The organism is Enterobacter cloacae complex sp. P47BA, assembly GCF_014930485.1.
Classification (GTDB): domain Bacteria; phylum Pseudomonadota; class Gammaproteobacteria; order Enterobacterales; family Enterobacteriaceae; genus Enterobacter; species Enterobacter bugandensis.
Map to the genome: position 1 here is coordinate 33601 of NZ_JADBRF010000006.1, position 12917 is coordinate 46517.

Sequence of the window (12917 nt, forward strand, 5' to 3'; positions counted from 1 at the left end):
GCGCTTCACTCTCAGACATAAAGCCTCGCATCATGCGGGGCTTTTTTATTCCCTATCTTTCAAAATATTACTATCTACGGTCTTGTTAGCAACTTGTTGCAAAGCTGCGAGGTTAGTATCACAGTTTCGCCTCCCTAAGCGCATCTTTTCTCGTTAAATCAGAGCGTTGTTTAACAGCTCTGGGGTTCAGGTGAAGAAAAAATTGATATTAACCGCTGGCAATTTCACGCCGGCGCGTTTTGCGCTGCTCTGTTTCGCTATTTTCTGCAGTCTGGCCTTTTTACTTAGCCGCGTTGCCTGGCTACAAATCATCAAACCTGACAATCTGGTGAAGCAAGAAGATATGCGATCCCTCCGTCAGCTGGCGATTGATGCGCCGCGTGGGATGATTATGGATCGTGAAGGGCGACCGCTGGCGGTCAGCGTGCCTGTCCGGGCCGTATGGGCCGATCCAAAAACGGTGCTGGCAAAAGGGGGCGTTGGGTTTGATGAACGCTGGCAGGCGCTGGCGAGCGCGCTGCATCTTTCGTTGAGCACCCTTTCATCACGAATTAACGCCAACCCCCAGGGCCGCTTCATCTACCTGGCGCGTCAGGTCGATCCTGCTCAGGCGAAGTGGATTGATAAGCTCAATTTACCCGGCATTAATTTGCGCGATGAATCCCGCCGCTTTTACCCGGCAGGCCACGTGGCGGCGAACCTGATTGGCTTCACCAATATTGACGGGCAGGGCATTGAAGGGGTGGAGAAAAGCTTCAACACTCAGCTGACCGGTAAAGCGGGTGTCCGACAGGTCCGGGAGGATCGCTACGGGCGCGTGGTTGAAAACCTGACGGAAGTGGCACCCACGCCGGCGCATAACATCCAGTTGAGTATTGACGAGCGGCTGCAAACCATTACCGAAGACGCGCTGGACAATGCCGTCGCCTGGAATAAGGCCGAGTCAGGGGCGTCGGTGCTCATTAATATCCCCACCGGGGAAATACTCGCCATGGCGAGCTATCCGGATTTCAATCCCAATAACCGGGAAGGCGCGACGATAAACGATTTTCGCAACCGGGCAATCAGCGATACGTTCGAGCCCGGTTCGACCGTTAAGCCGCTGGTGTTGATGACGGCTCTGCAGCAGGGGCTGGTCCAGCCGGACAGCGTCATTGATACCCACCCGTATACCCTTGACGGGCATCGTATCCGCGACGTGGGTTATTATCCTGAGCTGACTATGACCGGGATCCTGCAAAAATCGAGCGACACCGGCGTATCCCGGCTCTCGCTGGCGATGCCTGTCCAGCATCTTATTGATACCTATCGAAACTTTGGATTTGGCACCAACACGGGGCTTGGCTTAACGGGCGAAAGCGCCGGGCTGTTGCCACAGCGTAAATACTGGAGTCAGCTAGACCGTGCGACTTTTGCCTTTGGCTACGGCCTGATGGTCACACCGCTCCAGCTGGCCCACGTCTACGCGACGATTGGCGGCTTCGGGCTTGAGCGTCCACTCTCCATCACCCGCATCGATCCCCCGGTTATCGGCCACCGCGTCATGCCGGAGGAGATCGCGCATGAAGTGGAGCACATGATGGAAAGCGTCGCGCTGCCCGGCGGCGGGGGCGTTAAGGCCGCCGTTCGCGATTATCGCGTGGCGGTTAAGACCGGGACGGCGAAGAAAATTGATGATAGCGGCAAATATGTCGATAAATACGTCGCCTATACCGCAGGCGTTGCGCCTGCCAGCGACCCGCGTTTCGCCCTGGTGGTGGTGATTAACGATCCACAAAACGGGGCCTACTATGGCGGGGCGGTTTCCGCGCCGGTCTTCAGCGAAATCATGGGCAACGTGCTGCGCCTGGAGAATATTAAACCCGATGGCCTGCCGGCCGGTTCAGACCACCTTATCGTCATGCGGTAATCCAGCCATTTTATAGCAGGGCGAATAGCGGTACACTTCGTCCTTTGGTTTATCTCCCGGAGTTTCCATGTCCTTCAGCTGTCCCCTTTGCCACGCGTCACTGACGCGCTCAGATAAAAGTTATGCCTGTCCGCAGGGACATCAGTTTGATATGGCGAAAGAAGGGTATGTGAATCTTCTTCCGGTGCAGCACAAGCGCTCCCGCGATCCGGGCGATAGCGCAGAGATGATGCAGGCGCGCAGGGCGTTTCTCGATGCCGGGCACTATCTGCCGCTACGGGAGACGGTAGCGCAGATGCTGGGTGACTTATTGCCTGATTCGGCGTCCGCCATGCTTGATATCGGCTGCGGGGAAGGGTACTACACCGCACGGTTTGCGGATGTGGTGCGGGAGAAGGGGGCCGTGACATTCGGTCTCGACGTGTCGAAAGTGGCGATCCGCGCGGCGGCTAAACGTTACGCTGGCGTGACGTTTTGCGTGGCATCCAGCCACCGGCTGCCGTTTGATAATGCCAGTATGGATGCCATTATCCGCATCTACGCGCCGTGTAAAGCAGATGAGCTGGCGCGCGTCGTGAAGCCCGGAGGCTGGGTGATAACCGTCACGCCGGGCCCGCGTCACCTGATGGAGCTGAAGGGACTCATTTACGATGAGGTGCGTCTGCATGCCCCCCACTCTGAACAGCTGACAGGCTTTACGCTGAAGCAGGAGCATTCAGTGGCGTATGAAATGAGTTTGAACGGGGAAGAAGCGGTAGCCCTGCTGCAGATGACGCCGTTCGCGTGGCGGGCAAAGCCGGAAGTATGGGATGCGTTAGCGGCTCGGACGACGTTTGGCTGCCAGACGGATTTCAGTATCCACGTCTGGCAGCGCGACGCTTAAGGCGCGAAGTGTGCCCAGAGGATCTGGGCACCAATGCCGATCAGAACAATACCGCCTAAGATCTCGGCGCGTTTACCCAGCAGCGGGCCAATAAACCGCCCGACCATCATGCCCAGCGTGGACATAATCAGCGTTGCACAGCCAATGGCCAGCGCGGTGGCGATAATATTGACCTGCAGGAATGCCAGACCCACCCCGACGGCCATGGCGTCCAGGCTGGTGGCAATTGCCGTGGTGACCAGCAGCCAGAAACCGTGGCGGTGCTGCGGTGCTTCATCTTCATCATCATTCCCGCGAAAACCTTCAATCATCATTCGGCCTCCGAGAAACACCAGCAGGACGAACGCAATCCAGTGGTTCCACTCCAGCACGAACTGGCTGGCGAGCATGCCCAAACCCCAGCCGATGAGCGGCGTCAGCGTTTCGATGGCACCAAAGATCAGACCGGTGCGCAGAGCTTCTGTGAATTTAGGTTTGTGAAGCGTGGCGCCTTTGCCGATGGAGGCGGCAAATGCATCCATGGACATGCCAAAAGCGAGAAGGATCGTAGCGGAGATGTTCATAAGAGCGTCCAGACCGGGGATATCCATATGACACATCACTGCCCCCAGTAAACAGCAGTTGATGTATCTATGGTCTCGCCTGATCTCTTTTGCACGGTAAGCGTGCTGAAAGCGATCCGTACGCGCCACGTTTTTCAACGAGTATGTTGACGCGTACATTTCCTGCGTACAGGAAATCGGCTACTCCCCAACGACGGGCGCAACCTTAACATATTTTGAGAATATAAAACAACAACGAGCAAGGCTTAATTTATCTGCGTCTTTGATAACGATTTTCATTTAGGTTTATGCGTGAAAATATCGTTAATAAATATAAGTCTAAGAGGAGAGGAGATATAGCAACGGCTATATTCTTTGCGAAAGAATATCACAATATATAGCCGAGGTTATAATGTTAACTTATTGAGTTTTAACGAGTAATGTGTAGATTTTCTCAAGGTCATCAATATTTTTGACCCGAATGAGCAGGCGGCGCTGTTCTAATTGCATCACTAACACGCCGTCTTCGGATAAATTCATCTCTTTAATGCGGTTATATTCTATCCATACGTTGGCGAAGAAGAATCCCTGTTTTTTAAAAATGAGTTTCGGCGAGCGGATCCAGAACAGGTAAATCGCCATTAATGCCAGCGCACATAATAACCATGTGGTTAATATTGCACCGTGGCTGGTCACATTATTGTAAATCAGAATGACCACCAGGCCGGCGAAGATAAATGCATCAATGCGTCCACGGCGTAAGAGGGGAAGGGTCAGCAGCGTCTCGCCGTTACGGCGAGGCATAATGAATTCGTCATAGATCGCGTAAGCCAGAAGGGCAACAATAAACAACACCAGTACGATGTCCGTAACAGTCATTCATCCTCCAGATAAAAAGACCGGGGGCAAGCCCCCGGTCGATAACGCAATGTTTTACAGGCCCAGCAGGCCGACAGCGTAGCCCGCGATACCGATGACGAAGAAGCCAACGATGATCCACAGCGGGTTCACTTTCTTACGCAGCAGCCACATACAGGCGAAGGTCAACAGCAGCGGCACCAGGCCAGGCATCAGCTGGTCCAGAATCGTCTGCACGGTGGTGACGCGGGTTTGACCATCCTGACCGGTGATGGTTGAAACCACCAGCGGGATGTTCACGTGCGTCCACTTGTTAACCAGCGCCCCCATCACAAACAGGCCGAGAATAGACGCCCCCTCGGTCAGTTTCTGCAGGAAGCCGCCGCCCATATCCTTAACGATGTCCACGCCCTTACGGTAGCCGTAGGCCACGCCGTAGTAACGGGTCAGCAGACGTACCGCGTTGAACAGGATAAAGAACAGCAGAGGACCGAGCAGGCTGCCGCTCATCGCGATCCCGGCACCCAGCGCCGCGAAGACCGGACGAACAGTACCCCAGAAGATAGGGTCGCCCACGCCAGCCAGCGGACCCATCAGACCGACTTTGATACCGTTGATGGCACCATCGTCAATCTCCGCGCCGTTCGCACGCTGCTCTTCCATCGCCAGCGTCACGCCCAGAACCGGAGCCGCGACGTAAGGATGGGTGTTGAAGAATTCCAGGTGACGCTTAATTGCCTGACGGCGTGCTTCGTTGTTCTCAGGGTAGAGGCGTTTTATCGCCGGCACCATTGAGAAGCAGAAGCCCAGCGCCTGCATACGTTCGAAGTTCCATGAACCCTGAAACAGGTTAGAACGGATGAACACGCCACGAATATCACCCGGAGTGAGTTTTTTCTCGGTGGTAGTTTTTGTCATATCAACCATTTCGCTCACCTGTTAGTCCAGTTCGTTATCGAGATCGTTGTTACCAGCAGCCTGCGCTGGGGCACCCGCAACACGGTTGTATTTTGGGCTGAGCTGGATGTAGAGAATCGCCATCACGGCACCAATCACGCCCAGCGCAACCAGGTTGAAGTTGGTGAATGCTGCGGTGACGAAGCCGAGGTAGAAGAACGGCATCAGGTAGCCCGCGCGCATCATGTTGATGACCATCGCGTAACCTACCACGACGATCATACCGCCTGCGATGTTCAGACCGCTGGTGACCACTTCAGGAATCGCGTTCAGCATGCCCTGAACTTCACTGGTGCCGACAGAGATCGCAACGATAACCGCCGGGATTGCGATACGCATCGCCTGCAGGAACAGGGACGACACGTGGATCCAGGAGAGTGCCGTGAGGTTGCCGTTCTCGGCCGCCTTATCCGCCGCGTGCTGGAAGGCCACGGTGATGGTACGAACGATGATGGTCAGCACCTGGCCTGCTGCGGCCAGAGGAATGGCAAGGGCAATACCAGCACCAATACTCTGATGACCGGCAATAACCAGAACGGTTGAGATGATAGAGGCCAGTGCGGCATCAGGCGCAACGGCGGCACCGATGTTCATCCAGCCCAGGGCGATCATTTCCAGCGTACCACCGATGATGATACCGGTTTTCATATCACCCAGAACGGCACCGATCAACGTACAGGCCACCAGAGGGCGGTGGAACTGAAATTCATCAAGTACGGATTCCATACCCGCAATACACGCGACGATGAACACCAGCACAATCTGAAGAGTGGTAATCTCCATTGTACTTCTCCTATAACATAAGCTTTATGTGAAAAACCGGCGCGGGCTTATTTCCCAACTTTACCGATCAAATCCATCATTTTCAGTTTCTGGTCAGTGGAAACCTTACGGGCTTCCAGCTCAATACCGCGGGCATTCAGCTTGTTGAACGCCTCGATATCTTTCGCATCAACTGAAATCGCGTTGTTGACCTGCGTTTTGCCCTGACGGAAAGCCATACCGCCGATGTTCACGGAGGTGATTTTCACGCCGCCTTCAACAATGCGCTCGACGTCTGTCGGGTTAGTAAACAGGAGCATCACGCGTTCACCCGCATATTTCGGGTTGTTGTAAACGCGGATCATCTTGGCGACATCCACCACGTGCGCGGTAACGCCCGGTGGTGCAACCTGAGTCAGAAGGGTTTTACGGACAGTGTCGGCGGCCACTTCGTCACTGACCACGATGATACGCTGTACGTTGGTCTCTTTGGTCCAGCGAGTCGCAACCTGTCCGTGAATCAGACGGTCATCAATACGCGCCAGGCCGATAACCATGTAATCGTTCGGTCCCATCGGTTTTGCCGGTGCTGCTGCTTTCGGTGCCGCCGCAGCCGGGGCAGGGGCGGGTTTTTCAACCGGCTGGGCCTTCAGGGCTTTCACCCCTTCGCGGCCGGTTTCAACGGCCAGCGCGACCAGCTCATCGAAGCCTGGGTTATCGTCGCGCGCCATAAAGGTTTCCACCAGCATGGGAATGTTTACCCCGGCGACGACTTCATAATGCTCTTTATCGACGACAATGCGGCTGGCAGCATTAAACGGACTGCCGCCCCATGTATCGACGAGAAACAGCACGCCTTTGCTGGTATCCAGCTTCGCGAGTTGAGCGTTGTACTTCTCAATCAGCGTCTCGGCATTTTCACCGGGAACGAAATCGATCCAGCCGACGTTTTCCTGCTCGCCCAGCAGCATCTCTGCCGTTTTGAGTAGCTGCTCAGCAGCCCAACCATGTGTGCCTATGACAATAGCAATGGTCACTTGCTACCTCCTTTTATTATCATTAATACGCCTGCCCGGCAGACGTACTGAGAATCGTATTGGCGAACCGAATCGATTCAGATAAGGGTTAGAGTTCAAAAAACTAAGACTTCCGCGAATTATTTTAGATAGTGAAAAAATAATTTATGTGATGAAGATCCGTAATTTAGCCACGCGTTACAGAATTATCTGTAGCGTACAGCCGCTGTGTTACAGAACTTTGCAAAGGAACGTAAATCTTTGCTAAAAACACAGTCTCTCTGATATGTTTAGCCTCCGTTTACTTGTTCAGGAGTATAGGGCTACAGCCCACTATATGGACCGTCACCGACGTCAGTCATCTACCAGGCCATTCCGCGCCTTTTTCACCGGCGAACCACGCCACGTATCAACTCTGTCTGCCTCTTATTTGCCCACGTTGAGTGGGGCACCGTTTTGTCATTCCTTTAGCAGGAGCTTGTCATGGAATTCTTAATGGACCCGTCAATCTGGGTGGGACTGCTCACGCTGGTGGTGCTGGAGATCGTTCTCGGCATCGATAACCTGGTGTTTATCGCCATCCTTGCGGATAAGCTGCCGCCAAAACAGCGTGATAAAGCGCGTCTGATTGGGCTCTCGCTGGCGCTGGTCATGCGACTGGGGCTGCTCTCCGTGATCTCGTGGATGGTCACGCTGACCAAACCGCTGTTCTCCGTCATGGACTTCACCTTCTCCGGCCGTGATTTGATCATGCTAATCGGGGGGATATTCCTGCTGTTCAAAGCGACAACAGAGCTGCATGAACGGCTGGAGAACCGGCAACATGATGATGGTCACGGTAAGGGCTACGCCAGCTTCTGGGTCGTGGTGCTGCAAATTGTGGTGCTGGATGCAGTCTTCTCGCTGGATGCGGTGATTACCGCGGTCGGTATGGTGAACCACCTGCCGGTGATGATGGCGGCCGTCGTGATTGCGATGGCGGTGATGCTGCTGGCCTCGAAACCGCTGACGCGCTTCGTCAACCAGCATCCGACGGTGGTCGTGCTCTGTCTGAGCTTCCTGCTGATGATTGGTTTGAGCCTGGTGGCGGAAGGTTTCGGCTTCCATATTCCGAAAGGCTACCTGTACGCCGCGATTGGCTTCTCGATCCTGATCGAACTGTTCAACCAGATTGCGCGCCGTAACTTTATTAAGCAGCAGTCAAATCAGCCGCTGCGCGCCCGTACGGCGGACGCCATTCTGCGCCTGATGGGCGGACGCCGTCAGGTGAACGTCCAGTCTGACCCTGAAAACCGTAACCCGGTGCCCGTTCCGGAAGGGGCGTTTGTGGAAGAAGAACGCTACATGATTAACGGCGTGCTCTCCCTGGCCTCCCGCTCGCTGCGCGGCATCATGACGCCGCGCGGGGAAATTAGCTGGGTCGATGCGAACCTGAGCGTTGATGAAATTCGTCAGCAATTGCTCTCATCTCCGCACAGCCTGTTCCCGGTGTGTCGCGGTGAGCTGGATGAGATCATCGGCGTGGTTCGGGCGAAAGAGATGCTGGTGGCGCTGGAAGAGGGTGTCAACGTGGAGGCCATTGCAGCTTCGTCGCCGGCGATTGTCGTACCGGAAACGCTGGATCCGATCAACCTGCTGGGCGTATTGCGTCGCGCGCGCGGTAGCTTTGTTATCGTCACCAACGAGTTTGGTGTGGTACAGGGGCTGGTGACGCCGCTGGACGTGCTTGAAGCGATTGCCGGTGAATTCCCGGATGAAGACGAAACGCCTGAGATTGTGGCCGACGGCGAAGGCTGGCTGGTCAAAGGTGCGACCGACCTGCACGCGCTCTCGCATACGCTGGGGCTGGAAAACGTGGTTAACGATGAAGAAGACATCGCAACCGTGGCGGGGCTGGTTATCGCCGTAAACGGTCAGATCCCGCGCGTCGGGGATGTGATCGAGCTTCCTCCATTGCACATCACTATCGTTGAAGCTAACGACTACCGCGTCGATCTGGTCCGCATTGTTAAAGAACAGTCTGCACACGACGAAGACGAATAAGTCTGCTTAACGGGTACGATGTGCCCGTTACGATCTTCTGGCGGGGAAGATTTTCCCGCCAGCCATTGTGGCGTTACTACCGCGCCTGCTTCTCTCTCAACCCCTTCGCTATTTAGCCGCTGCCTGATGCCAGGCCGAGCGCGAGCAGCCGCGACCGTAAAAGTGTAGTGGGGAAAGAAGAAGGAGACGAGAATGAAGGGAGAAATTCGCCCATCCGTTGCGGATGGGCGAAAGAGAGGATTAGTCGCACTGCACCTTAATGGCCAGACCGCCGCGCGACGTTTCACGGTACTTCGCGTTCATGTCTTTGCCGGTTTCGTACATGGTTTCGATAACCTTATCCAGCGACACGCGTGGTTCGCTGGTACGGCGCATCGCCATGCGTGAGGCGTTAATCGCTTTGACGGAGGCAATCGCGTTACGCTCAATGCACGGTACCTGCACCTGGCCTGCGACCGGGTCACAGGTCAGACCGAGGTTATGCTCCATGCCAATTTCCGCCGCCACGCAAACCTGTTCAGGGCTTGCACCCAGCAGCTCGGCCAGACCGGCTGCCGCCATGGAGCAGGCCACGCCTACTTCACCCTGACAGCCCACTTCAGCGCCTGAAATGGACGCGTTCATCTTGTACAGCGCGCCGATAGCGCCGGCCGCGAGGAAATAACGGATATAAATATCCGGCGTCACAGGCTCGATAAAGTGATCGTAATAGGCCAGCACCGCCGGAACGATCCCGCACGCGCCGTTGGTTGGCGCAGTCACGACGCGCCCCCCTGCGGCGTTCTCTTCGTTCACCGCCAGCGCAAACATGTTCACCCAGTCAACTACGTTCATCGGGTCATTAGAGAATTTGTCCGTGGTCACCAGCATACGGCGCAGGGCAGAGGCACGACGCGGCACGCGCAGTGGCCCTGGCAGTACGCCTTCGGTGTTCATCCCGCGATCGATACAGGCGCGCATGGTTTGCCACACGTTGGCAAAATAGTCTTCGATCTCTTTTTTGCTGTGCAGCGCCAGCTCGTTCTGCATCACCATGCCGGACAGCGACAAACCGGTCTCTTTGCAGTAGCCCAGCATCTCGGTGGCCGATTTGAACGGATAGGGCACGTTCACGTCGCCCGCGCTCTCTTTACCGAAATGCTCTTCGTCAACGATGAAGCCACCGCCGATGGAGTAGTAGGTTTTGCTGTAGATCTCTTTTTCGCCGCTCCAGGCGTGGATAGTCATGCCGTTTTCATGCAGCGGCAGGTTGTCGCTGCGAAAACGCATGCCGTCATCCTGCGGGAAATCCACTTCGTGCTGACCGTTAGCCAGCAGCAGGCGACCGCGCGCTTCCACGTCGCGGATGAATGCCGGGATGGCATCAATATCAACAGTGTCCGGCATATTGCCCGCCAGACCCATAATAATGGCGATATCGGTGTGGTGGCCTTTACCCGTTAATGACAGTGAACCGTAAACGTCTACGGCGACACGGGTAACGCTTTCCAGTAATCCTTTTTCGACCAGATCATCGACGAACTGTTTACCGGCCTTCATCGGCCCTACAGTGTGGGAAGAAGACGGACCAATCCCCACTTTGAACATGTCGAATATACTAATCACTTTCACACTCCTGACAGGGTTACCGGGGTTCCAGTAACGATGTTATAACTGCGCATAGTGTAAGAGGGAACACCAACCTCGGCTTAACTATTCACATGAATTAAACTAATGGTTAACGATGGGTTTTGCTAATAGCGCGACGCGGATCGCAAACCTGCAAAAAAGGCTGGAATGTAAAGTATAGTCAAGGCTTCAGGCCGATTTGTAGCGCCAGTTCACGAATGATGCCCGCCGTCATGCCCCAGACAAAATAATGCTGATACCAGGACAACCAGACCCGATGGTCATGCCCCCGGCGATGGATATCCAGCGGATGATAGCGGCTTAGCCGGAGCGCCTCTTCAAGCGGCATCTCAAACACCGCAGAGACTTCGTCGACGCTGGCATGATACTGAAGATTGGGGGGGATAATGCCGACGACCGGCGTGACCTGAAAGCCGGTCACGCTGTCGACGGGCGGCAGCACGCCGATGACTTCCACCGCGTCAGGCGGGATCGCCACCTCCTCCTGCGCTTCCCGCAGCGCGGCGGCAATCAGCGACGCATCGGTGCTGTCCACCGCCCCTCCCGGAAAGGCCACCTGACCGGCGTGTTTGCGCATATGCGGCGAACGCTGCGTAAGCAGCAGGCCCGGCTGTTCCCGGCGCACCACCGGGATCAGCACCGCCGCCTGACGCTGATTCAGCGTGGCGCGGTTGACCTGCGGCCGTAGCAGCTGAAAGCGCGACAGAAAATCATCCAGCGTCAGGTTCTCTTTCTCCACCGTTAGTTCTCCAGTTGCTTCAGGATGCGGTTCACCTTATCAAAGGTTTCCTGATATTCCGCCTCGACCTGGCTGTCCGCCACAATGCCGCCGCCCGCAGAACAGTACAGATTGCCGCCGCAGGCCGTCAGCGTGCGAATGGTAATGCTGGTATCCATGGTGCCGCACAGGCTGATATAGCCGATGCTGCCGCACCAGGCGTTGCGGCGGTGCGGTTCCAGTTCGTCGATGATTTCCATGGCGCGAATTTTTGGCGCACCGGTGATGGAGCCGCCCGGGAATGCGGCCCGGAGCAGATCGCAGGCGGTGCGAGAGGCGGGCAGACGCGCGGTGATGGTGCTGACCAGATGATGCACTGCCGGGAAAGGTTCGACGACGAACAGCTCCGGCACGCGCACGCTGCCTGGTTCGGCGACCCGGCCAATATCGTTACGCATCAGGTCGACAATCATCAGGTTTTCGGCGCGATCCTTCGGTGACCCGGCGAGTTTGTCCGCCTGCTGGCGATCGGCGTCCGGATCGGCAAGGCGCGGCAGCGTGCCTTTAATCGGGCGGGTCTGAATCGTCCCTTCCGCCAGATGGATAAAACGCTCCGGCGACAGGCTGAGGATGGCCCCCTGTTTCAGACGTACGAACGCGCTGAACGGAGCCCTGTTGCTGGCATTGAGACGGGTAAACGCCTGCCACTCGTCCCCCTGGTATGCTGCCTGGAAACGCTGGGCAAGGTTAACCTGATAGCAGTCGCCGCTTTGCAGATAGGCCTGCACGCGGGAGAATTTTTCCGCGTATTCCGGCGCGGTCATGTTCGAGCGCCAGCCGGAGGTCAGGGTGAACGCCTCAGCTGGAGCAGGCTGTTGTGCCTCAAGCCAGGCCAGACGCGCCTGCACGTCATCATGGCTCAGCAGGGAGACCCTTTTTTTCTGGTGGTCCACAATCAACGCCCAGTCATACAGCCCCACGGCCATGTCCGGCAGGGCAATATCCGCCTGCGCATGCTCGGGCAGCATCTCGAAGCGGCGACCCAAATCGTAGCCAAACAGGCCCAGCGCGCCGCCCTGGAAGGGCAGGTCCAGGTTAGGGGTAGCGGATAAGCCCAGCGCGTTGATTTCCTGCTGAAGCTGCATCAGCGGATCGTCCTTCGTCGACAGATCGTCGGTCGTCAGCGTTTTCAGGGGATCGGCCACCAGAATATCGAAGCGGCTGTACGGGTGATCCGCATGGCCGGAGTGCAGCAGCATGGCAAAGGGAAGATGGCTCAAACGGGCAAACCAGAACTCAGCGGCGTCAGCGCGCCAGGGTAAGGTAACAACAGTGGGGAAGCGCATGTTCATGTATGGCATACTACCGGGCAGCGTGAAATAATTAGCGCGAATAATTTAGCAGGAGTTGACGATGTTTGCAGGTTTACCTTCTCTGAGCCATGAACAGCAGCAGAAAGCGGTTGAGCGAATTCAGGAACTGATGTCCCAGGGGATGAGCAGCGGACAGGCGATTTCCCAGGTGGCGGAGGAGCTGCGCGCCACCCATACCGGCGAGCGGATCGTGGCGCGTTTTGAGGATGAAGATGAAGAGTAATCGG

Annotated in this window: 12 protein-coding genes and 1 riboswitch; of the genes, 4 read left to right on the forward strand and 8 right to left on the reverse strand. The window is 56.1% G+C overall.

Annotated elements, in window-relative coordinates:
* Positions 1-190: 190 nt before the first annotated feature.
* Both ftsI and rlmA read left to right on the forward strand, forming a co-directional pair.
* Entirely contained in the window at positions 191-1909 is a 1719-nt protein-coding gene (ftsI, locus tag IM299_RS08225; RefSeq protein WP_193357297.1) for a peptidoglycan glycosyltransferase FtsI, read from the forward strand.
* A 67-nt stretch (positions 1910-1976) separates the two neighbouring features.
* Positions 1977-2792, forward strand: a complete 816-nt coding sequence (gene rlmA, locus IM299_RS08230; protein WP_193357298.1) for a 23S rRNA (guanine(745)-N(1))-methyltransferase — start codon at positions 1977-1979, stop codon at positions 2790-2792.
* Here the strand turns inward: rlmA and mntP are convergent.
* The 5 genes from mntP to manX all read right to left on the reverse strand — a co-directional run bounded on the left by mntP (position 2789) and on the right by manX (position 6948).
* Entirely contained in the window at positions 2789-3355 is a 567-nt protein-coding gene (mntP, locus tag IM299_RS08235; protein WP_193357299.1) for a manganese efflux pump MntP, read from the reverse strand. The genes rlmA and mntP overlap by 4 nt on opposite strands.
* 10 nt (positions 3356-3365) lie before the next feature.
* Positions 3366-3556, reverse strand: a riboswitch (yybP-ykoY riboswitch).
* Between the two features lie 198 nt (positions 3557-3754).
* Positions 3755-4213, reverse strand: coding sequence for a DUF986 family protein (locus tag IM299_RS08240; protein WP_047367801.1), 459 nt, complete (start codon positions 4211-4213; stop codon positions 3755-3757).
* A gap of 54 nt (positions 4214-4267) precedes the next feature.
* Entirely contained in the window at positions 4268-5119 is an 852-nt protein-coding gene (locus IM299_RS08245; protein ID WP_006810994.1) for a PTS mannose transporter subunit IID, read from the reverse strand.
* A 12-nt stretch (positions 5120-5131) separates the two neighbouring features.
* Positions 5132-5932: a PTS mannose transporter subunit IIC gene (gene manY, locus IM299_RS08250; RefSeq protein WP_003859914.1), complete on the reverse strand. Its 801-nt coding sequence runs from the start codon at positions 5930-5932 to the stop codon at positions 5132-5134.
* A 47-nt stretch (positions 5933-5979) separates the two neighbouring features.
* Positions 5980-6948, reverse strand: a complete 969-nt coding sequence (gene manX / locus IM299_RS08255; protein ID WP_028013533.1) for a PTS mannose transporter subunit IIAB — start codon at positions 6946-6948, stop codon at positions 5980-5982.
* 462 nt (positions 6949-7410) lie between these two features.
* On the opposite strand from manX, the gene yoaE reads away from it, so the two are divergent.
* Positions 7411-8970: a CNNM family cation transport protein YoaE gene (yoaE, locus tag IM299_RS08260; RefSeq protein WP_049138823.1), complete on the forward strand. Its 1560-nt coding sequence runs from the start codon at positions 7411-7413 to the stop codon at positions 8968-8970.
* A 240-nt stretch (positions 8971-9210) separates the two neighbouring features.
* Here the strand turns inward: yoaE and sdaA are convergent, their stop codons facing one another.
* The 3 genes from sdaA to pabB form a co-directional block, all read right to left on the reverse strand.
* Complete coding sequence (gene sdaA, locus IM299_RS08265) at positions 9211-10575, reverse strand: L-serine ammonia-lyase (protein ID WP_028013531.1); 1365 nt, start codon at positions 10573-10575, stop codon at positions 9211-9213.
* A gap of 184 nt (positions 10576-10759) precedes the next feature.
* Complete coding sequence (locus IM299_RS08270) at positions 10760-11338, reverse strand: CoA pyrophosphatase (protein ID WP_028013530.1); 579 nt, start codon at positions 11336-11338, stop codon at positions 10760-10762.
* Between the two features lie 2 nt (positions 11339-11340).
* Positions 11341-12669: an aminodeoxychorismate synthase component 1 gene (gene pabB, locus IM299_RS08275; RefSeq protein ID WP_193357352.1), complete on the reverse strand. Its 1329-nt coding sequence runs from the start codon at positions 12667-12669 to the stop codon at positions 11341-11343.
* Between the two features lie 61 nt (positions 12670-12730).
* On the opposite strand from pabB, the gene IM299_RS08280 reads away from it, so the two are divergent.
* Entirely contained in the window at positions 12731-12913 is a 183-nt protein-coding gene (locus IM299_RS08280) for a YoaH family protein (RefSeq protein ID WP_008500497.1), read from the forward strand.
* Positions 12914-12917: the final 4 nt, after the last annotated feature.

Coding starts and splice junctions, on each gene's coding strand:
- rlmA (WP_193357298.1), top strand. CDS start 1,977: ATGTCCTTCAGCTGTCCCCTTTGCCACGCGTCACTGACGCGCTCAGAT.
- mntP (WP_193357299.1), bottom strand. CDS start 3,355: ATGAACATCTCCGCTACGATCCTTCTCGCTTTTGGCATGTCCATGGAT.
- IM299_RS08240 (WP_047367801.1), bottom strand. CDS start 4,213: ATGACTGTTACGGACATCGTACTGGTGTTGTTTATTGTTGCCCTTCTG.
- IM299_RS08245 (WP_006810994.1), bottom strand. CDS start 5,119: ATGGTTGATATGACAAAAACTACCACCGAGAAAAAACTCACTCCGGGT.
- manY (WP_003859914.1), bottom strand. CDS start 5,932: ATGGAGATTACCACTCTTCAGATTGTGCTGGTGTTCATCGTCGCGTGT.
- yoaE (WP_049138823.1), top strand. CDS start 7,411: ATGGAATTCTTAATGGACCCGTCAATCTGGGTGGGACTGCTCACGCTG.
- pabB (WP_193357352.1), bottom strand. CDS start 12,669: ATGAACATGCGCTTCCCCACTGTTGTTACCTTACCCTGGCGCGCTGAC.
- IM299_RS08280 (WP_008500497.1), top strand. CDS start 12,731: ATGTTTGCAGGTTTACCTTCTCTGAGCCATGAACAGCAGCAGAAAGCG.